Source organism: Sulfurovum aggregans, from assembly GCF_055385215.1.
In genome coordinates, this window is sequence record NZ_AP042387.1 from 1690145 (window position 1) to 1711394 (window position 21250).

The 21250-nt window shown below is 37.7% G+C and carries 23 protein-coding genes; 21 read left to right on the top strand and 2 right to left on the bottom strand.

The window, feature by feature from the left end; translation table 11 throughout:
• The first annotated feature begins 22 nt into the window (after positions 1-22).
• From ACZ48W_RS08670 to ACZ48W_RS08680, 3 genes are read left to right on the top strand one after another with little or no spacing between them, the layout of a single operon-like run.
• Positions 23-2146 carry a transglycosylase domain-containing protein gene (locus ACZ48W_RS08670; protein WP_464827967.1) on the top strand — a complete coding sequence of 708 codons (2124 nt, stop codon included), beginning with the start codon at positions 23-25 and terminating at the stop codon, positions 2144-2146.
• Positions 2146-2763 (top strand): DsbA family protein, encoded by a 618-nt coding sequence (locus ACZ48W_RS08675; protein ID WP_464827969.1) that lies wholly within the window; start codon positions 2146-2148, stop codon positions 2761-2763. The genes ACZ48W_RS08670 and ACZ48W_RS08675 overlap by 1 nt, the downstream gene beginning before the upstream one ends.
• Positions 2763-4073, top strand: coding sequence for a cation:proton antiporter (locus ACZ48W_RS08680; RefSeq protein WP_464827970.1), 1311 nt, complete (start codon positions 2763-2765; stop codon positions 4071-4073). The genes ACZ48W_RS08675 and ACZ48W_RS08680 overlap by 1 nt, the downstream gene beginning before the upstream one ends.
• Positions 4074-4263: 190 nt before the next feature.
• Here ACZ48W_RS08680 and glnA read toward each other — a convergent pair whose 3' ends face one another.
• Positions 4264-5697: a type I glutamate--ammonia ligase gene (gene glnA, locus ACZ48W_RS08685; protein WP_464827972.1), complete on the bottom strand. Its 1434-nt coding sequence runs from the start codon at positions 5695-5697 to the stop codon at positions 4264-4266.
• A 74-nt stretch (positions 5698-5771) separates the two neighbouring features.
• Positions 5772-6551 carry a histidinol-phosphatase gene (locus ACZ48W_RS08690; protein ID WP_464827973.1) on the bottom strand — a complete coding sequence of 260 codons (780 nt, stop codon included), beginning with the start codon at positions 6549-6551 and terminating at the stop codon, positions 5772-5774.
• Between the two features lie 229 nt (positions 6552-6780).
• On the opposite strand from ACZ48W_RS08690, the gene ACZ48W_RS08695 reads away from it, so the two are divergent.
• The 18 genes from ACZ48W_RS08695 to ACZ48W_RS08780 all read left to right on the top strand — a co-directional run bounded on the left by ACZ48W_RS08695 (position 6781) and on the right by ACZ48W_RS08780 (position 21155).
• Entirely contained in the window at positions 6781-8145 is a 1365-nt protein-coding gene (locus ACZ48W_RS08695; RefSeq protein WP_464827975.1) for a peptidase U32 family protein, read from the top strand.
• A gap of 48 nt (positions 8146-8193) precedes the next feature.
• Positions 8194-8688 carry a 5-(carboxyamino)imidazole ribonucleotide mutase gene (gene purE / locus ACZ48W_RS08700; protein WP_464827976.1) on the top strand — a complete coding sequence of 165 codons (495 nt, stop codon included), beginning with the start codon at positions 8194-8196 and terminating at the stop codon, positions 8686-8688.
• 22 nt (positions 8689-8710) lie between these two features.
• A complete protein-coding gene (locus tag ACZ48W_RS08705) occupies positions 8711-10072 on the top strand; it encodes an AAA family ATPase (RefSeq protein ID WP_464827978.1) in 1362 nt (453 codons plus the stop codon).
• Positions 10065-10601, top strand: a complete 537-nt coding sequence (locus ACZ48W_RS08710) for a hypothetical protein (RefSeq protein WP_464827979.1) — start codon at positions 10065-10067, stop codon at positions 10599-10601. The genes ACZ48W_RS08705 and ACZ48W_RS08710 overlap by 8 nt, the downstream gene beginning before the upstream one ends.
• Positions 10595-11476, top strand: a complete 882-nt coding sequence (glyQ, locus tag ACZ48W_RS08715) for a glycine--tRNA ligase subunit alpha (protein WP_464827981.1) — start codon at positions 10595-10597, stop codon at positions 11474-11476. Before ACZ48W_RS08710 ends, glyQ begins: the two co-directional genes overlap by 7 nt.
• Positions 11477-11564: 88 nt before the next feature.
• On the top strand, positions 11565-12296 hold the full coding sequence (locus tag ACZ48W_RS08720; RefSeq protein WP_464827983.1) for a Nif3-like dinuclear metal center hexameric protein: 732 nt from the start codon (positions 11565-11567) through the stop codon (positions 12294-12296).
• 60 nt (positions 12297-12356) lie between these two features.
• Positions 12357-13076: a zinc ribbon domain-containing protein gene (locus ACZ48W_RS08725; protein WP_464827986.1), complete on the top strand. Its 720-nt coding sequence runs from the start codon at positions 12357-12359 to the stop codon at positions 13074-13076.
• A gap of 129 nt (positions 13077-13205) precedes the next feature.
• Positions 13206-14321 (top strand): lipid IV(A) 3-deoxy-D-manno-octulosonic acid transferase, encoded by a 1116-nt coding sequence (gene waaA, locus ACZ48W_RS08730; protein ID WP_464830484.1) that lies wholly within the window; start codon positions 13206-13208, stop codon positions 14319-14321.
• A complete protein-coding gene (locus ACZ48W_RS08735; RefSeq protein ID WP_464827987.1) occupies positions 14311-14604 on the top strand; it encodes a DUF167 domain-containing protein in 294 nt (97 codons plus the stop codon). Before waaA ends, ACZ48W_RS08735 begins: the two co-directional genes overlap by 11 nt.
• A complete protein-coding gene (locus ACZ48W_RS08740) occupies positions 14591-15328 on the top strand; it encodes an RluA family pseudouridine synthase (protein WP_464827989.1) in 738 nt (245 codons plus the stop codon). Before ACZ48W_RS08735 ends, ACZ48W_RS08740 begins: the two co-directional genes overlap by 14 nt.
• Positions 15329-15411: 83 nt before the next feature.
• Entirely contained in the window at positions 15412-16770 is a 1359-nt protein-coding gene (ffh, locus tag ACZ48W_RS08745) for a signal recognition particle protein (protein ID WP_464827991.1), read from the top strand.
• Between the two features lie 235 nt (positions 16771-17005).
• Positions 17006-17236 carry a 30S ribosomal protein S16 gene (gene rpsP / locus ACZ48W_RS08750; protein ID WP_223892288.1) on the top strand — a complete coding sequence of 77 codons (231 nt, stop codon included), beginning with the start codon at positions 17006-17008 and terminating at the stop codon, positions 17234-17236.
• 5 nt (positions 17237-17241) lie between these two features.
• Complete coding sequence (locus ACZ48W_RS08755) at positions 17242-17484, top strand: KH domain-containing protein (protein ID WP_464827993.1); 243 nt, start codon at positions 17242-17244, stop codon at positions 17482-17484.
• An 8-nt stretch (positions 17485-17492) separates the two neighbouring features.
• Entirely contained in the window at positions 17493-18020 is a 528-nt protein-coding gene (gene rimM, locus ACZ48W_RS08760; RefSeq protein ID WP_464827994.1) for a ribosome maturation factor RimM, read from the top strand.
• Between the two features lie 360 nt (positions 18021-18380).
• Positions 18381-18731 (top strand): hypothetical protein, encoded by a 351-nt coding sequence (locus tag ACZ48W_RS08765; RefSeq protein WP_464827996.1) that lies wholly within the window; start codon positions 18381-18383, stop codon positions 18729-18731.
• 88 nt (positions 18732-18819) lie between these two features.
• Complete coding sequence (locus ACZ48W_RS08770; protein ID WP_464827997.1) at positions 18820-19164, top strand: hypothetical protein; 345 nt, start codon at positions 18820-18822, stop codon at positions 19162-19164.
• A gap of 63 nt (positions 19165-19227) precedes the next feature.
• Complete coding sequence (locus ACZ48W_RS08775) at positions 19228-19887, top strand: REP-associated tyrosine transposase (RefSeq protein ID WP_464827744.1); 660 nt, start codon at positions 19228-19230, stop codon at positions 19885-19887.
• Positions 19888-20150: 263 nt separating this feature from the next.
• On the top strand, positions 20151-21155 hold the full coding sequence (locus ACZ48W_RS08780) for an IS110 family RNA-guided transposase (RefSeq protein WP_464827745.1): 1005 nt from the start codon (positions 20151-20153) through the stop codon (positions 21153-21155).
• The last annotated feature ends 95 nt before the right edge of the window (positions 21156-21250 follow it).

The following is a 21250-nucleotide window of genomic DNA, read 5'->3' on the forward strand; positions in this document are numbered from 1 at the left end:
TATTTTAAAATGAAAGGTCTATGTGTTTAATAGTCTAGTTAAAGGTTCCATTATCTTAGCGATGATCTTTGCTGTGGCACTTACTGCAGCATTTATCTATGCCTATGAAGAGATCTCTTTGGATGCTGACAAACTTATCAATTACAAGCCTGAAACCTCTTCTGTCATATTGGATAGAAATGGTGAAAAGCTTGCGTATGTTTTTAAAAAACAACATCGTCTTTATGCCCGTTATGATGAACTCCCGAGCTTCCTGGTTGAAGGACTTATCGCAATGGAAGATACAAAGTTCTTCGAACACAATGGTGTGAATCTCGATGCAATTTTAAGAGCTATAGTAAAAGATATTCAGGCAGGCAAGTTTGTAGAAGGGGGAAGTACTTTAACCCAGCAGCTTATCAAAAATAAAATTCTTTCCAATGAAAAGAAACTGGCACGTAAGATCAAAGAGGCCATACTGGCACTGAAGATAGAGCATGAATTAAGTAAAGAAGATATTATTGAACGCTATCTTAATGAGATCTCCTATGGAAATAATTATTTTGGGGTAAAGACAGCTGCCAATGGGTACTTTCATAAAGAGCTGAATGAGCTGACACTCAAAGAAGCAGCTATTTTAGTTGGTCTACCCAATGCTCCAAGTTATTATAATCCGCTTAAGCATTATAAACGTGCTTTGAACCGTGCCAATAATGTACTTTACCGTATGAAAAGTATAGGGTGGATCACTCAAGATGCTTATCTAAAAGCGGTGAAAGAGTCACCTAAAATCTACAAAACATCACTCACACAAAATGTTGCACCTTACATTGTGGATGAAGTATTGAGACGTTTTAAGGGAAAACTCGGGGATATACGTACAGGCGGGTATCAGATCTATACTACCATCGATATGAAACAGCAAGCCATTGCAAGAGAAGCGGTCTCTTTTGCCTATAAAAAAGCATTAAAAAAATATAAAGAAAAACCGGAAACTTCTACTCTCAATACAGCATTTGTGGCAGTAGAGAGCAAGACAGGTGATATCTTGGCAATGGTGGGTGGCGCAGATTATAAGAGGTCTGCATTCAATCGTGTGACACAGTCTGTACGACAGCCTGGTTCTGCATTTAAACCGTTCATCTATCAGACAGCATTGGATATGGGTTATAATCCTGCAAGTCCTTTGACCGATCTGGCAAGAACATTCCAGTATTACTATAAAGGCAAGCCGAAGATCTGGTCTCCTAAAAACTATGAAAGAGACTTCAAAGGATTTATCAGTCTGAGAGAAGCACTGGTCCATTCAAGAAATCTTGCGACTATTAATCTTGTAGCAGATATAGGGGTGAATACGATCCGTAAACGGTTGGCATTTCTGGATGTCCCCCACATCCCCAGAGATATGTCTATTGCTTTGGGTAATCTTGGGCTAAGTCCTCTTAAAATGGCACAGATCTTTTCAGTATTTGCCAATGGAGGACATATGATCGAGCCGAGACTGGTCAGCAAGATCATCTCCAAAGAGGGAGCTGTCCTGTATGAGACACGCCCTAAAGAGATAGCTGATTTTACAACGCCTGAACAGGCATACCTTATGACAGATATACTGAAAGATGTAGTGAAAAGAGGTACAGGCCGGAATGCACGTGTAAAAGGGTTGGAACTTGCAGGTAAAACAGGGACGACCAACAATGGTGTAGATGCATGGTTCTGTGGATATTCACCTACGGTAGAGGTTATCTCATGGTTCGGACGTGACAATAACAAACCCATAGGACGCAGAGGAGCAACAGGGGGTGCCCTGGCTGCACCGGCCTTTGCCTACTATTTTAAAAAACTGATCGAACTCTATCCCGACACCAAACGAACCTTTGATATACCTCAGGGTGTATTCAGAGGAGAGTATGAAGGGAAAAGTGAATTGTATACGGTGAATTCTCCGCTTCCATCCCATAAAAAACCTCAAAGTGAATATGAACGTATGTTTGATGAAAATAATGAGAGTATGGAAGATATCAGTCCGGAAGAAGATATGGGACTGGCAGAAACGATCAATATAGATGAAGATCCGGAGGAAGAGATACAGGAAGAGGATGATCCTCTGCATCCCAAAAGAAATGTACCTAAGACACCGGTTTCAGAGGACAGCGGAACACTGTTCTAATGGCACAAAAAGAAATCATATTCGTTGTGGATCCTATGTGCTCATGGTGTTGGGGATTTGCTCCTGTCATGGAGGAGTTACGTGCTGCACTGTCTGATAGTTATGGTCTTTCATTGGTGATGGGTGGATTGCGTACAAAAGGTGAAATGATCTGGGATAGATCATCCAAAGAGTATCTCAGAGGACATTGGGAAGAGGTGGAAAACAGAACAGGACAGACTTTCCGCTATAGTTTATTTGAAAAAGAAGAATTTGAGTATGATACCTATCCTGCCTGTAAAGCGGTTGTGACAGTACGTGAACTTTTTGGAATGCAAAGTGCATTTGATTATTTGCACAGGATACAGGAAGCATTTTATACGAGAGGTGAAGACGTTACAAATGTAGATGTTTTAATCACTGTATTAAAAGATAGAGGATCAGACAGCATATTGTTTAAAACATTTTTTGAAAGCGAGAGAGCTGAGCTTCTTATGCAACATGATTTTTCGAAAGCACGATTCATGGGAGCCAATGCATTTCCTTCAGTTGTCATTATAGATGAAGAGGGGCATATGGTATGCCAAAAAGGCTATAGAAGTCTACTTGAAATGAAAAAAAATATTAAAGGAATATGATGCATAGTTTTGCACCGGAGATTATACTGATTACTATATTGGGATTGGTTGTCTTTTCAGATGCTGTTGCCGATAAACTGAAAATTCCTTCAGTCTTTTTACTTCTTATAGGCTCATATACAGTCTACACATATGTACCGATAGCTGTGCCCATAGATTTAAAACACTATTTCGATACGATCATTCTGTTCTGTATTCCTCTTATTTTTATGGGTGATGCACTGCATTTGCATTTCTCTGATATCAAAAAGTATGGTTGGGATATCTTTTATTTGGCAGTTGTAGCAGTAACCCTTTCAGTATCTGTAGGGGCCAGCCTGTATTATTTCGGGGTATTTGAAGGGTTGACTTTAGGTGCCTATGTATCGCTCTTTGCGATAAATATGGCCACAGATGCTGTCAGTGTACAGTCAATACTATCCAGATTCAAGGGTATTTCTCACCATATCAAAGTACTTATAGAAGGTGAATCTTTAGGTAATGATGCTACGGCTGTTATTGCTTTTTTCTTCATAGGATTACCATGGATGATGAGCGGAGAGATAGATGCAGGCCATGCTGCCATGGACGCACTGCGTGTATTTATAGTGAGTTTGGGCATCGGTATTGCTATAGGCTTTTCTTTTTATATGCTGATGAAACTCTTTTCTGATAAAAGAGGTGAGTTCTTTGCTTTTATTGTAGAAGCCTATCTTGCATATGTGATTGCCGAAGAGATGCATGTGAGTGGGATCTTGACACTTATTACAGCGATTATTGCAACCAACGCCTGGATAGATATGGATATAAAAGCTATGGAAGATGCTGACGCGCATAAAAACAAAAATTTTATGCGTACATTGCGTTTAGGAAATATAGGTGCTACGACAAAAGAGAGACTGGAATATATCTATGAAATGGCCAAAGAGTTTGGATACATTGCAGCGGTCATGATATTTTTTGTATTGGCAGAGATGGTGCAGCCTCAGAAGCTTTGGGAGTATAAAACAGAGATACTGATTATGTTCGGTATTACGACACTTATAAGGGCTGTCTCTATGGCAAAATTTGCATTTATCGGTGATAAAGTGAGACACATCGTACCTGTAGGCGTAGAGGGTTGGTTTATATTGACCTTCTCAGGTATGAAAGGAGCACTTTCCATTATACTTGTACATATGATCCCGGACAGCTTCGAGTATAAAGAACTTTTTGAAGCGGTAACAGTAGGTGTAGTAGTACTTTCTATTTTTGTATATGGTACGGTATTGTGGATCTATTTCACATTTAAGTCTAAAATGGAAGCTTCGATATTTAAAGGGCACCTCTAAACATTAACGTAGAGAAAATAGCAAAATTTCCCTATGATGGATTTGATTTTATTCAATGCATTATTGAGTAAAATGAGAAATATAAATGAAGTAACTTTTTCCGGGATGTTCGGTAAAACTAAATTAACAATTGATTAGATGATGAAAGTGAGATAAGTATAAGAGTTTTCGGGCAGAAGCCCGAAAGGTTCTAGCAAGAATACGTAGCAATGTACTCAAATGCTGTTGGACGACCCTCTACTGGGTAAACATGTCTGTCAAACATATATTGAGAATATTCCATAACATAGTCAGAACTCATAATAGGAGCTAGGAAATCGTGATCTTTTTCAAGTCCTTCTAATGAATCTCTAAATGTACTTGGTAATTCAGGGATACCTCTTTCAGCAAGCTCTCTTCTTGAAATTTCAAAAAGATCTTCATTTACAGGACCGACCATTGGGTAACCGCCTTTTTTGATACCGTCAAGACCGGCCATCATTAATACTGAGAATGCAAGGTATGGACATGCAGTAGAGTCTGGGAATCTTGTCTCAATTCTAACAGCTTTTTCACCTGCACCATAAGGGATACGACAAGCAGCTGAACGGTTTTGGCTAGAGTAAGTAAGAATTCTTGGAGCTTCAAACCCTGGTAAAAGTCTTTTATAAGAGTTTGTACTTGGGTTTGTAAATGCTGCAACCGCTTCTTTGTGTGCAAAGATACCTGAAAGGTAGTCAAGTGCTGTTTTAGAAAGGTTTGCATATGCACCTTCTTCGTAGAACAGGTTAACACCGTCTTTCCAGAGTGACTGGTGTACATGCATACCGTTTCCGTTGTCATTATAAATAGGCTTAGGCATGAATGTTGCAGTTTTACCGTTAAGGTGCGCTACCATTTTTACAACATATTTGTATTTTTGAACATTATCTGCAGCAGTGATGATGTCAGAGAATACAATACCGATCTCATGCTGCCCTTGTGCCACTTCATGGTGACCAAGTACTACTTCAAGACCTACTTCTTCAAGAAGCATCATCATCTCAGCTCTAAGATCTACAGCAGAGTCAGTAGGCATTACTGGGAAGTAACCACCTTTGATTCTAGGTCGGTGACCCATGTTTCCATACTCACCGTAATCTTCAGAATCTGCCCAGTGACCTTCGTCTGTTTCTACTTTGAATGACTGGTGGTTGTCTTTGTCTACGATCTTTACATCATCAAAGACAAAGAATTCATTTTCAGGACCGAAGTATGCAGCATCTGCAATACCTGCTTCATCCAGTGCTTTGAGGGCTTTTTTAGCGATAGATCTTGGACATTTAGCATAAAGCTCATTTTTGTAAATGTCATATACATCACAGATCACACATACAGTGCTATCTGCGGTAAAAGGGTCCAAAAATGCAGACTCTACATCTGGCTTAAGAAGCATATCGGATTCATTGATCGGCTGCCAGTTTTCGATAGATGAACCATCAAATGGAAGACCAGCCTCAAGCATACCATCATCTACAGCGCTCGCTCTGTATGAAATATGATGCCATGCCCCTTTAATATCTGTAAATCTAAAGTCAATAAACTCAACTTCATTTTCTTCACAGTATTTATTAAATTCTGCTACATTGTTTACGAATTTACCCATGTTATAATTCTCCTAATTAAAATTTTATCCATAGATTATAACCATTATAAGATAAATATTTTCAGCATTCTTGCCTAAAAAGTAATCAATTCCTTATCTCTATCTTGAAAAGTAACAGCTTTAGTGTAACCTACCTCTTTTGCAAGGCTAATGACCTTTTCATATCCAAAGCCGATCTGATCTACTGCATGGGCATCTGAAGAGAAAGTAATAGGTATGTCAAGAGCATAGGCTTCCTGCAGTAACAGCTTGGAAGGATAGATCTCTGCTACAGGTTTGCGAAGACCTGCTGAGTTGAGTTCGAGCACCATGTTGGATTTTTTAATGGCTTGCAGTGCATCTTTTGCTAAAATACGTGTATCCTGTTTTGGCATGAATTTAAATACTTTGATAAGATCCAAATGTCCTGCTATGTCAAATTTCCCACTTTTTGCCATTGCTTCCGTGGCCTCAAAATAGGCTTTCCATATTTCATCGATATCTCTATTTTTATATCCACCGATGAATTCCGGATTGTCAAAGCTCCATTTGTCTATGAAGTGCACAGAACCTATAAGGTAGTCAACTTTTGCCTTTAAGATTCTTTCATCCATATGCCCGGGAAGATAGTCGACTTCATAGCCTAAAAGGATGCGGATATCATTTTTATAATGCTCTTTTGCTGTTAGGATATCATCCGTATAGGCTTGCATCTCTCCAAATGCTAAACGATATTCGGGGTCAAAATCCATAGGGGCATGTTCCGAAAAACCATAAATGTCTATGCCAAGGTTAATGGCTCTTTGGATGTATTCATCTACAGTACCTTCTGCATGGTTACAACGTGCGGTATGATTGTGTAAGTCTATTCTCATTTTATTATTCTTATTTGTTAATTTTTTATGTCTATTTTAACATAAAACCTGTTTTTTACTACTAATAGGGTAAAATAAGAGCAAAATTATAATGAGATTCGTCATCCTCGTACTTGATACGGGTGTCCAAAGCTGAAGTTACAGTTTGAAGTATGGATTCCCTGGTGCCCAAGGAAATGCTTTTGGGTGCAAGTCCGAGAATGATGCGAGATTGTATTCTAGGAAAAAGATGACAAATCAAAACAGAGTAGAACTTTTAGCACCTGCAGGAAATCTGGAGAAGATGAAGATCGCTCTAAATTATGGGGCAGATGCAGTTTATGGCGGAACAAGTACTTTTTCACTGCGTATCCGTTCCGGAAAAGAGTTCGATATGGACTCCTATGCCGAGGGGATCGAATATGCACATAAGCTAGGAAAAAAAGTTTACTCTACAGTAAATTCATTTCCATTTAATTCACAAATAAGACTGTATGAGAACCATATTGCCAAAATAGCGGAACTCAAACCGGATGCACTGATAGTCTCCAGCCCGGGAGTGGTGAAAATTGCGCATAAAATTGCACCGGATATTCCTATACACCTTTCTACCCAGGCTAACGTTATGAATGCGATGGATGCAGAGGTCTATTATGACCTGGGGGTAAAGCGTATTATCGTGGCACGCGAGATAAGTCTGAAGGATTGTGTAGCGATCAAAAGTCATCTGCCTGAGCTTGAGTTGGAAATATTTGTACATGGTTCCATGTGTTTTGCCTATTCAGGACGTTGTCTTATCTCAGCACTTCAAACAGGGCGTGTACCCAATCGCGGTTCATGTGCCAATGACTGCCGTTTCCCGTATGAGATCTATGCACACAATCCTGAGAGAGGTACGACTTTCAGACTGGAAGAAGAGAGTGAAGTCGGTACCTATATCATGAATGCCAAAGATATGAACATGGCTTCACATGTAGATGAGATCCTTCGTACAGGTGTCATAGACTCACTTAAAATCGAAGGACGTACAAAGTCACCGTATTATGCAGGGGTAGTGACAAAAGCGTATCGTCATGCCATAGATGACTACTATGCAGATGATTTTGATGAAAAACGTTACCAGCGTGAACTTGCAACTACGCAAAATCGTGGCTTCACCGATGCCTATCTGGTTTCAAGGCCTTTTGAAAAAAAGGATACTGAGGCACATGCATTTTCCATACAATATGGTACCCACCAGGTGGCAGGACTTGTAGGTGAAGATGGTAAAACATGGAAATGTAAAGACAAGACCTGTGTAGGTGATACTGTAGAGATAGTCCTTCCTGTAGGAGCAACTGTGGATCTTGTTGACAATGAAACAGGAAAAATAGATGAAGTGAACGGGCAATACTGGCTGACCTTTAAAAAGATAGTATCTACTACCGGTAAAGAGTTTGAGTGTATCCATAGCGGAGATCTGAATGATATCGTATTGCCGACAGTGTTACCGGGTTATACTATCTTACGACGCAAGATAGATGAAGCATTGGAGAAGAAAGGCCTGAAAGAGGATTCTACACCTATGAAGTTAGAACAAAATAAAATAACTTCTGAGCCAAAGGTGAAGCGTTAGCCAGAGCTTCTCTTTAAAGAGATAAAATTAATAAAAAGGAATAAACAGATGAAATTTGTATCAATCGTAATAGGAAGCAAGAGTGACTACAGTGTCATGAAAGAGTGTGCTGAGACCCTTAAAAAGTTTGGTGTACCTTATGAGCTTATTATCTCTTCTGCACATAGAAGCCCAGAGAGAACGAAGAACTATATGAAAGAAGCAGAAGCCAAAGGTGCACAAGTCTTCATTGCTGCAGCAGGTATGGCAGCACATTTGGCCGGGGCATTGGCAGCAAGTACGACAAAACCGGTCCTTGGTGTACCCATGGAAAGCGGGGCACTTAAAGGTGAAGATGCACTTTTGAGTACAGTGATGATGCCTGGCGGAATGCCTGTAGGTACGGTAGCCATCGGTAAAGCAGGTGCAGTGAATGCTGCATATTTGGCTATTCAGATCATGGCATTGGCTGATGATGAATTGAAAGTCAAACTTCAGGAAGACCGTATCAGCAAAGCCAAAAAAGTGGAATTAGACTCTTCTGAGATAGAAACAATTTTATAAAATTAGAAATTAGGGATTAGTTATGGAGCTCCAGTTAAAAAATATCGGGATGATAAAAGAGGCTAATGTAAAACTAGATGGTTTAACGGTTATTGCTGGGGAAAATAATACTGGGAAAAGTACAGTAGGTAAATTAATATTCTCTATTATTAAGGCAAGTAGTAGATATAAAGAAGATTTAGAGGAAAATAAAGAAGCAAAAATTTTTAAGCTTATCGAAAAAAATTATTTTCAATTAAGAAGAAAAGTTGATTTTTCTGAAAATTTAGAATTAAGAAAATTATTTTATCCTATAAAGTTTAAGAAAGATATTGAAGAAAATTCAGTTAAGGCAGTAGAGTCCAGACTAGAGATAATTAAATCTATGAAAGAAAAATCTTTATTTTCAGAAGATGAAACTCTTGATAAAAATAATGAGTATTTATCGGAGATTAAAAAAAATCTATTAGATTTAAAACGAATACTATTAACAGAAGATAATAAGCAAGAAGCACAAGAGAGAGCCTTTAAAAAAGTATTGATGTCAGAATTTAAAGGTAAGATATCAAATAAGGACAGCAAAATATCAGAAATCAAGGCAGTTGAAGGAGAAAATGAAATACTTGATATTCAACTGATAGATGATAAGCTTAAGCAGTTTGGTATTTTTGATGAGTTATATTTTTCTGATTCTACTTTTATTGAAAGTCCTGTTGTTTTACAAATGTCGGATGCTATCGATAATTCAAAAACTTATTTTGAAGAGATGGATAAAGAGGATAAGATTAATAGAATACAAAGACCAAATGTGCCTCTCCATGTTAAAGATTTAAATGATAAATTAAAGGTTTCATTTTATGAAGATGAATTTTTAGATATAGCAGATATCTTTACTGATATTGATGTAAAAGGCTTGTTTGATAAGTTGTCAGATATAGTTGGTGGGGGAATAAAATATCTTAAAAAAGAAAAAGATTTTGTATATATTACTAAAAATGGTCAAAGACATAGTAGTATTAATACAGCTACAGGTATTAAATCATTTGGAATAATACAAATGTTGATAAAAAGTGATTTGATAGATTCAAGATCATTAGTAATTCTAGATGAACCGGAAGTTCATTTGCATCCTAAGTGGCAAATAAAATATGCAGAACTTATTGTTGAGTTAGTTAAAAACAATATTACTGTTTTGGTAACTTCTCATAGCCCATATTTAATTGAAGCATTACAGAGATATTCTGAAATAGCAAAAATTAATTCAAATTTTTATTTAGCAGAAGATGAGAAGATAGATAAGATTGAAAATAATAATGCAGAAACACTTGCTAGAATTTTCAAAAAGCTCTCTGAACCATTTGAAGTATTTGAAGAGATGGATATGGAGAGACTGTTAAATGTCTGATATATATCGGTTTAAACGAAAGTTCGTTTCTTTTAATAGTACATTTAAAGAGACTAGTTTCGATAGTGAAAATAGTGTATATCTTTGCACGGATGAGAGTCAAGAGGTTATTGATTTTGATAAAATCATCGAAAAAAAGTACCCTGATTCCAATATCAGACCAAAATCATTTGATGCCCTTTATGTTGATGCAGAAAATATTTTTTGTATTGAATTTAAAAATCAAAAACCTAGTCAAATAAATAATGGAGATATCCAGGAAAAATTGGAAAAGGGAAAAGAACAATTAGATATATTTTTAGCAGAAGAAAATATTCAAAAAAATAATTATAATTTTATTTATTGTGTCATTTACAAAGACTGCATTGAACCAAGAGATAGATATAAATGTGGTATTGAGAAAGATAAAATTCTTTTTGAATTGGAAAAATATAAGGATAATGGTTTTATGAAAGATATATTTACTGCAAATGTGAAATTTTTCACAAGAGCATTTAAAACGAAAACAAAAAAGGAACTATCGTGTTAACATTTAGTGAACTACTACTAAAACTTCAACAATATTGGGCAGATCAGGGGTGCAATATCGTACAACCGTATGATATCCCATCCGGGGCAGGGACATTTCATCCTGCAACACTGCTTAGAAGTTTAGACTCTAAACCTTGGTCTGCTGCATATGTGGCACCGTCACGTCGTCCAACAGATGGACGTTATGGTGAGAACCCAAATAGACTTGGTGCGTATTATCAGTTTCAGGCACTGATCAAACCAAGCCCGGATAATATCCAGGAACTTTATTTGAAATCTCTGGAGTATCTGGGGCTGAATCTTCAGGAACATGATATCCGTTTTGTAGAAGATAACTGGGAGTCACCGACACTTGGTGCATGGGGGCTTGGCTGGGAAGTATGGCTTGACGGTATGGAAGTCACACAGTTCACCTACTTTCAACAGGTAGGTGGTATTGCCTGTGATCCTGTAGCAGTGGAGATCACCTATGGGACAGAGAGACTTGCGATGTATCTGCAGGGTGTTGAGTCGGTATTTGATATTGTCTGGAACAGAAACGGTGATGAAGTGACAACGTATGCAGACGTACACAAAGAGAGTGAGTATGAGTTTTCCAAGTATCATTTTGAAGTCGCAACAGTAGAGAAACTGTTTCAACACTTTGAAGATGCAAGTGCAGAGTGTAGACTCTGTTTGGAAAAAGGTTTACCTCTTCCGGCTTATGATCAGTGTATGTCGGCTTCACATGCCTTTAATATACTTGATGCGAGAAAAGCCATCTCTCAGGCGCAGAGACAGAACTATATTTTGAAAGTACGTGAACTCTCTATAGGCTGTGCGCAGTTGTATAAAGCTCAGGAAGAAGAGCGCAATAAAAGAGTAGCAGGCTAAAATAAGGGTAAGCATAGGGATTTACCTTTACATATGTAAAAAATGTAGGGTGTGCCCCTTGTGGGCACCCAAGATATGGGAAATAATAATGAAACTACAAGAAGTATATGATTTTTTAGATAAAGTAAGCCCATTTGAACTTCAGGAAAAATGGGATAATTCCGGGCTTATTGTAGGTGATATGCGTAGAGATGTTTCACAAATAGTAGTGGCATTAGATATAGATGAAGAGATGATAGAGAGTACAAAAGAAGAGACACTTTTTGTAGTACATCATCCTCTTATCTTTGGGAAGATGACACAGCTTGATTTTTCCAAATACCCTTCTAATTTACTTGAAAAAATGATATTAAAAAAGCAGTCACTCATTGCCCTGCATACCAACTTTGACCAAACTCATTTGAACAAATATGTATTTGAAAAAGTTTTGGGTTTCAAGTTGGAATCACAAAATGCCTTTGTGTGTACGACAAGAGGCAAGTGGCACTACAAAGAGCTTCTTGTGTTACTTAAAGAGAAATTAAATCTATCCACACTCAAAGTGGTGGGGAAGAAAGAGAATATCACTTCCATCGCACTTATTACAGGAGCAGGGGCTTCACTCATGGATGAGGTAGAGGCTGATTGTTTTTTAACGGGGGATATTAAGTACCACGATGCGATGAAAGCAATGAGTGAAGATTTGATGATGGTAGACATCGGACACTATGAAAGTGAGAAGTTTTTTGCCCAGGTTATTTTGGATGAGTTGAAAGTTTTACCTCTTTTGGCTATAATTTCAAATTCAAAAAACCCATTTCATATTGAAACTATAAAATAGGTTAAAAAAGTTCTGTAGAACTGCTACAGAAAACACCCTTAAACTCCAAAAGGACAGAGATTGAACAAACATTTAAATGAGCTGATAGAGCTTGCAAAGATTGATCAGGCGATCGATAGCTATAACCCACAATTGGAAGCTGCAGACAAAAAAGTAGCAAAAGTACAAAAAAAGATCGATGCAGCACAGGCAGAACTCGATGAACTTACTTCCTCTATCGCAGAAAATGAAGAGAAAGTAAAAAGTTTTGAAGAGCAATTGGTATTGCTTAATGAGCAACTTGCTTCAAATGCAAAAAAATCCAAAGATATTACAACAGAAAAAGAGATGAAAGCACTTTCTCTTGAAGAAGATATCGCTAAAGAGAAGATGACATTTGCAAATGAAGAGATAGAGAGACTTCAAGGTATTAATGAAACAAAAACAGCACTTCTGGATGAAGCGAATGAAAAAGTAAAAGCACTTACAGCTGATTTTGACAAGATCAATGAAGAAGTATCTGCCGAAAAAGCAGAAATAGAAAAAAGTAAGGGCGAACTCTTTATAGAGAGAGAAGAGCTTAGCCGGAACATTGAGCAAAAAATACTTTCATTTTATGAAAAGATCCGTACATGGGCAGGCAATACAGCAGTAGTTCCTGTAAAAAAACAGGCATGTTACGGATGTTATATGAAGCTTAACGACAAAACCTACTCAGAAGTGATCAAAGGGGATGAGATCGTAAATTGTCCTCACTGTGGTCGTATTCTTTACATCGAAAGTGTTACAGAAGAGGCGTAAACAATAGAACGTTCAGCGTTTAGCGTTTAGCGTTCAGAAGAGTGGGAGGAATTCTCACTTTATTTTGGAGGCAGTGTGAATCAGTTGTTTTTTTTCTTCTATGCATTAGCTTCCATTATTATCTACCTCGTGGCATCCCCTCTCTTGCTACTTTTTTCTTTTAAAACGAAATATAGAGATTCAATTCCTGCCAGGTTCTTTTTATGGAACAATAAGCCTTTAAGACCCAATGGTATTTGGTTTCACTCTTGCAGTTTTGGTGAGGCGAAAGCCATTAAGCCTTTGACCGACGCACTCCCCAAAGATGTTCTGCGTATGAGTACTACTACATATACGGGTTTTGAAGTGATCGGAAAATATACGAAGGAGAGTAGGTATCTTCCATTTGAGCCTTTGCTTTTTACCTGGATCAAGCCGCAAAAAGCATTGGTAGTGATGGAGGCGGAGTTCTGGTATCTTCTTTTTGCTTTGGCAAAAAAAAGAGGAGCAAAAACACTGCTCATTAATGCACGTATGAGTGACAGGTCTTTTCCAAAGTATAGAAAGATGCGGTGGCTTTACAGACATATTTTTAAACATATTGATGAAGTATATGCCCAAACATCCAAAGATAAAGAGCGTTTGGAATCTTTAGGGGCTACCAATGTTCTGGTGACAGGAAATATTAAACTCTCTTTACTCCCCGCTCCCTCAAGAGTATTGGAAAAACCGTCGGGATTGCTTGTATGTGCTGCAAGTACACATGAAGGTGAAGAAAGATTGATACTTGAAGCATTTGCTGATCTTAAGAGAGAAGAGCGTGATGCCAAACTTGTTTTGGCACCACGCCATCCGGAGCGTTTTAATAAAGTAGTTAAGATGGTTGAATCTTTTTCCAAAGAAGAGAAATTAGGCTGGTATCGATATTCTCAAAATGAGTGTATAGAGCATGATATCGTTGTTCTGGATACATTAGGAGAGCTGGTCAATGTGTATGCGGTCTCGGATATTGTGCTCCTCGGCGGAGCATTTGAGCCTATAGGCGGGCACAATGCAGCAGAAGCTGCACAGTTCGGATGTAAGATCATTTCAGGCAAATACTACTTTAATCAAAAGGATATTTTTGATGCCATAGAGGGGATTGCTGTAGTGGAAGCTTCGAATCTTTCAAGAAGATTGTCGCAGCACGGATTGTTGAAGGCTGCAAAAATTAAAAGTAAAAGTGATATCAGCCCTATTGTAAAGAGTTTAAAAAGTGTTTTATAATATAGCAAACGAAAAAGTAAGTCTGCGTATCAAAGCGCAGCCTGCGGCAAGCAAAAATGCATTTTGCGGTATCTATGATGAGGATGCTGTCAAGATACGTATCAAAGCACCGGCGGTAGAGGGTGCAGCAAATAAAGAGCTGGTGAAATTTCTTGCTAAAAGTTTTAAAGTCCCAAAAAGTGCTATACTTTTTAAAACAGGACAGAACAGCAAGATAAAGATAATAGAATTTCCGTTAACGGAAAAATTTAATGAATGGATAGAAGAACATGGCTACAGATAAAGCATATAAAGTCCTTGCACAGGCAAAAGATATTTCGAATAAAAAAGCAAAAGAACTCATAGACAGAGGGCTTGTGTATGTAGAAGATAAAAAAGTAAAGATCGCAAGAGCAGAGATACATACAGATACGGTTTTTCGTATAGAGTATCCTGATGATATAGAGATACTTTATCAGGATGAGAACATCATAGCTGTCAACAAACCGGCACAGGTAGACAGTTATGAGATACAGGATGCTATCGAGGGTGCAGAACTGCTGCACAGGCTTGACCGTGATACTTCGGGCGTACTGCTTTTAGGAAAGAATCGAGAGTTCATAGAACAGGCGATCAATGAGTTTAAAAACAGAAGAGTTGAGAAATATTATATCGCATGGGTAGAGGGTGTACTTTTTGAAGAGATAGAGATAGATGAGCCTATTTTTACAGTTAAAAAAGGCAAGGCATTTTCTATGATAGATCCCGTACGCGGCAAAAAAGCATATACCAAAGTCACACCGGAAGAGATACAGGGTAAAAAATCAAAGGTGAATATAGAGATCACTACAGGAAGGACGCATCAGATCCGTGTACACCTTGCAAGTATAGGACATCCTATTGTCGGTGATGAACAGTATGGAAGCCGTACCCAAGCCAAACGGGTATTGCTGCACTCTTCAAAGATGAAGCTGCTTGATTATGAATTTAATGCCAGAGAACCAAAAGAGATAGCGAGATATAAATAATGGTTTTAAGCCCAACTAGGGTAAAATCGCGTCAATATATAAAGAATTTAGAACGAATTGAAAGTTCTGTAATAGGGTAAGAAATGTTTGATACTTTAACCGACAGTTTTAAAAATGCCATAGGCAAGATCCGTTTTCATGATGATGACAAGGCACTTAAAAAAGCAACAACCGAACTTAAAAAATCTCTTCTCAAAGCAGATGTGCACCATAAGGTAGTCAAGGATCTCATTGCTACAGTTGAGACTGAGACAAAGAAAAATGGTGTAGGGAAGGATAATTTTTTAAAGGCACTGCAGAATAAACTTACAGATATTCTTACTATAGAAGGTGCACCAAAAGGATTCACCTTTGCATCAAAGCCTCCAACGGTTGTCTTGATGATAGGTTTACAAGGATCCGGTAAAACGACTACTACAGGAAAACTTGCCTATTTCCTTAAAGAACAAAAAAAGAAAAAAGTACTTGTTGTTGCAGCCGATCTACAGAGACTTGCAGCAGTAGAGCAACTCAGACAGATCACTGCCGGGATAGAAGTAGAGCTTGTTGCAGATGAAAATGCTACACCTGCAGAAATAGTGAAACAGGGACTGAAGAAAGCAGAAGATGAGCTGTATGATGTAGTTCTCATCGATACAGCCGGTCGTTTGGCTATTGATGATGAGCTGATGAATGAGCTTGCAGACGTTAAAAAAGTAGCCGATCCGGATGAACTTTTTTATGTAGCTGATGCAATGACGGGACAGGATGCAGTCAGAACAGCACAGACCTTTAAAGAAAAGATCGGTATCACTGGTGTCATCCTTACAAAATTTGATGGTGATTCCAAAGGAGGGGTTGCACTGGGACTTACGCAGCAGGTAGGTGTACCGCTTCGTTTCATCGGTGCAGGTGAAAAGATGCCTGATCTTGAACAGTTCATTTCAGACAGGATCGTAAGTCGTTTAATGGGTGCAGGAGATGTTGAGTCACTAGCTGAAAAAGCAGCTGCAGCCATAGACCCGAAAGAAGCAAAAAGAATGACCCAAAAGATCAAAAAAGGTCAGTTCAACTTTAATGATTTCCTCAACCAGATGGAACAGATGAAAAAACTGGGAAGTATGAAATCCATTATGGGAATGATCCCGGGTATGGGAAATATGGCAAAACAGATCGGTGACATGGATCTGGAAAATTCTGAAGAGATCAAAATAATCAAAGCCATGGTATCTTCGATGACGCCAAAAGAGAGAGAAAATCCGGATCTGCTTAACAATACGCGTAAAAGACGTTTGGCAGCAGGAGCCGGTCTTGAACAAATGCAGGTAAACCGTGTACTTAAACAGTTTAAGAATGCTGCCAAGATGGCTAAAAAGCTATCCGGTAAAGGCGGAATGAAACAGATGCAGGATATGATGAAGCAGATGCAGGGAGGCGGTGGCTTTCCTGGAATGACGCGTTAAAAACACAGAGATATAACAGCTGATATGCTCTGCTGTTGCAGGCAGAGCGCCTGTACTACTTTTGGTTTAATAAAATCTTTATAATCTTTATGGTAAAATCGCGTTCCAAATGGATTTATGAAGTTTTGATGAGTGTTTTAGTCATTAAAAAGCAGTTGTCAGGACTTGTTAGGAAAATGCAGAACTTTTCCTCGAGATATGCATACAAATAAATGAAAAAACAAAAGGACATAACATGACAATGATCAGAATGACAAGAATGGGTAGAAAGAAAAAACCATTTTACAGAATCGTAGTAACAGACAGCAGAAAAAGAAGAGACGGTGGTTGGATTGAAGCGATCGGTCACTATAACCCGGTAAGCGTGAACAAAGACCTTACTCTTGATGAAGAGAGATTGAACTACTGGTTAAGTGTTGGTGCACAAATGAGCCCGACAGTTAAAAGACTTGCTGGTAAAAAATAGTTTTAATGATCAGAGAATTCCTACTCTCATATACCAAACTCTTGGTAAACAATCCTGAAGATATCTCTGTGGAGATAGATGAGGTTGATGAGGGTTTCGATGAGATAACCATTTTTGCGAACAGTGAAGATATCGGTAAACTCATCGGTAAAGAAGGAAGGATGATTAACTCGATCAAAACAGTCATCTCCGGCTGTAAAGCTAAAGGCGGTAAGAACTACCGTGTCAATGTAAAAGCTGCAGTGTAAAATATCTTATGTCTCAAGAACAATTTTTTATCGCTCAGATCGGGCGTACTATTGGACTTTGGGGTGATCTCAAATTTCATCTTCATACAGATTTTCCGGAACAATTTAAAGTAGGAACTACGTTTAAAAGCAATCGTGGTGATCTTACCATTGCCGATATCAATTTTAAACGCGGGATTGTCCGCTTTAGAGGATATGAAAGTATTGACTCAGCGAAAAAACTTACAAATACCAAACTTTATGCCAGTGAAGAGCAGACCAAAGAGAATTGCGACTTGAATGAGGGTGAACATTTCTGGTTTGAAGTTATTGGCTGTGCAGTGAAACAGGATAATGAAGTATTGGGTATGATAGAAGATATCCAGCGTATGGCAGATACAGACTACCTCGCTATAAAGACAGATGATGCTTTGGTTGAAGCCGGATTGTCTAAAAACTTTTTACTTCCCTACATAGACCGTTATGTCATCAAGACAGATACAGAAGAAAAAATAGTTTATACTAAAGATGCCAAAGATATTTTAGAAGCGAGCTGATCGTTCTATTTTGAACTGAAAAAAGGTATATTCCTCACGCACTTTTTTTCTTAGTCTGTAAATTACTTTTTTCTGTATAAGAAATTTTTAAAATCTATAGACATTCTAAGACATTTTCCATAGACAATTTCCAATCTCAGAAAAAATACCAAAAAAACAGTATATACTATAGGACATAGAGGCATATGAGTCAGGAGTCAGGCTATTCTCAGCATAGGATTGCTAAAGTATTGGGAATATCACAGCCTGCGGTAAGTGGTGTGGTGAAGAGGAGCAGGAAATGAGTTATCATTATCACCCCTGTTTCTTGTGAGAACAACAGATTTTGTAACATCTGAATCTAGATAATAAAGAGGGAAAATGAAATTTTTTATGCGTTATGGTCCTATTATGCTATTTTTTATATATGGTTTTCTTCTTGAAGAGGATATATATAAACCCTCACGTGGAACAGGAAATGGTTTTGGTTTTATTATTGTAGGTATGTTATTATTATTTTTTAATTTTTACATGGAATATTTAGAGTTTAAAGATGATAAGCAAGATGTCAATATTAAAGAGACAAAAAAACCAATAGATTATTTTTGTGCTTTATTTGGTGTATTTGGATTAATATATTTTGGTTTATTTTTATTTGAATTTGTAACAAATTATTTTATATTTATAGGAATTGTCCCAAATCCCGAAATAGAAAAACAAAAGAATAAGTGAAGATGCCGTAAAATACGAAGAAAGCCAGAGAAAAAGCCCACTCAACGCTTTCACCCAATGGGTGAGCTTTTTCCAGGAGGATAAAAGTATGGCACAAAGTGTTTTAAATTTCACTGTAGAGAGCACCGAAGAGAGACTGACACCCAGAGCAGGAGAGGCAGTCTTTGGAGAGTTTTTAAAAGCAATCAAGCTTGATCGGTTATGCAACCGATATCTTCCTTTACCTAAAAGTAACCGAGGCTACGATCCTTATACCTTTATCCATTCACTTGTTCTAATGTTACACAGTGGAGGCAGATATCTGGAGGATATCCGCACCCTTCAGTCCGATCACGCACTCCAAGAACTACTTGGGATAAAGCATATTCCCACAGCAGACAGTATCGGCAAATGGCTCAAACGCTCCGGCAAAGTCAAGATGTCGGAGAAATAAAAGGGGACAGGCTACTTTTAATCCAAGATAAGCTATCATTGTATAGCCAAAAAAAGGATCACCATGCCACGTATGCCAAGAGGAGAGACAGTAGGAGGAATATACCATATTATCAATAGAGGGAATATGCGTATGCAGGTCTTTGATGATATGGAGGATTATGAGTATTTTTTAGAATTACTAGAAAAAGCAAGCAAAAGAGAAAATGTAGAGATACACGCCTATTGTCTCATGCCAAACCATTTTCATCTGCTTCTCATACCACAAGAACCCAATAGCTTGAGTAGACTCATGCAATGGGTGATGACATCCCATGTACGTTACTATCATAAAAAGAATAAAACTTCAGGACATATTTGGCAAGGAAGATACAAAAGCTTTATGGTAGAAAAAGAGAGTTATTACATCACACTCATACGATATATAGAAGCCAATGCAAAAAGAGCAAAACTCGTAAAAAAAGCTCAAGATTGGGATTATGGTTCATTAATGGAAAGAGAACATAAACATAGAACCTTACTCACTAAAACGTATATAGATTTAGATGAGGACTGGACAGCGTATGTCAATACGCCTATGAGAGAAGGAGAACTGCATACTATACGAAACTCCGTAAACAGACAAGCACCACTGGGAGAGGAAAAGTGGCAAGTAGAAGCTGCCACGAAATATGGTATGCTATCTACACTAAATCAGAGAGGACGACCTAGAAAAAATGTGTAAAAGTAGCCTCGTATCATACAAAACCACTCATTTAAAAGCCATTAGGATAAAATAAAAGTGAGAGTTCACGATAAGTTGGAATTAGCCGAGGCGATATTGTAAAAGGTATCAGCTTGTGGGACAGTTAAACAATCGAACCTAAGAAGCTTGAGTGGAAACAGGGTCACATAAAGTAGACCGAATTTGACGAGTCTAAGCAAGGTTCGATGATCAGGTCATACTTTTGTAGACCCTACCGAACTCTCCAAATAAAAGGAGGTTCCATGAATAATTATATCGGAATAGATATATCTAAAGCAAGTCTTCAAGTTTATATTCCTAAAAACAACCTAGATATAGAAGTAGAAAATACAAAAAAAGGTTTAAAGAAGCTAAGTTCAGAACTTAAAAAAGTTTATGGTAAGGTAGCCAGTGATGTGATTTGGATATATGAACCCACAGGTAGTTATTGGACATTAATAAAACAATATTGTCATGAAAATACTATCTCTTGTTTTATTGTAAAACCATCACAAAGTGCAGCCTTTGCAAAGACTATAAAAAATAGAAACAAAACAGATATTGTGGATGCTAGAATGCTTTATCGTATGTACACTATAGCCACAGATAATAATATTTGTATTCCCTCTTATGATAAAGCACAAGAACAGCTACAGAACCATATACGCTACTACAAATCTTTAGTACGAGAGCGTGTAGTAAAAACAAATCAATTAGAAGCTTCACTAGCTAGAGAAGATGAAGTATTTATTCTTCGTAAATTACGTGCTAAAATAAAAGCTTTAAAAAAAGAAGAAAAAGAGATAGTGGAGAAAATGCTTAAGCTCATAGCTCTCACACCAAAATATCAAAAACAGTTAGAGTCTATCACCTCATTTAAAGGTGTTGGTAGTTTATCTGGTATTGTATTGCTTGAATTTTTTATGCGTTACAAAGATGCCAATGCAAAAGAGATAACAGCATTAGCTGGTCTTGACCCTATAGAGGTAAGTTCTGGTAGCTCCATGCATAAAAAGTCACGCATATCAAAACAAGGTTCCAAACTTATACGCAATACACTTTTTATGGGAACAATAATTTCTATACAATACAACAAAGAAATGAGAACATTTTATGAGAGGTTAAAAGAGAGAGGAAAACATACTACATCTGCTCAAATAGCTGTGATGAGAAAAATAGTAATGATAACCTTTTCTTTATACAAAACGGGTGAACTTTACGATGAAGAACGTTCTGAAAAATGGAATACTGTGAAGATGGCTTCTTAGTTTAATTAAGTGATTTTAAAGGTGGAAACTGTCCCCTTTATTACCTTTCATTGTCAGTCCTTGATAGTATTTTATCAGACTGACACGAAATTTCT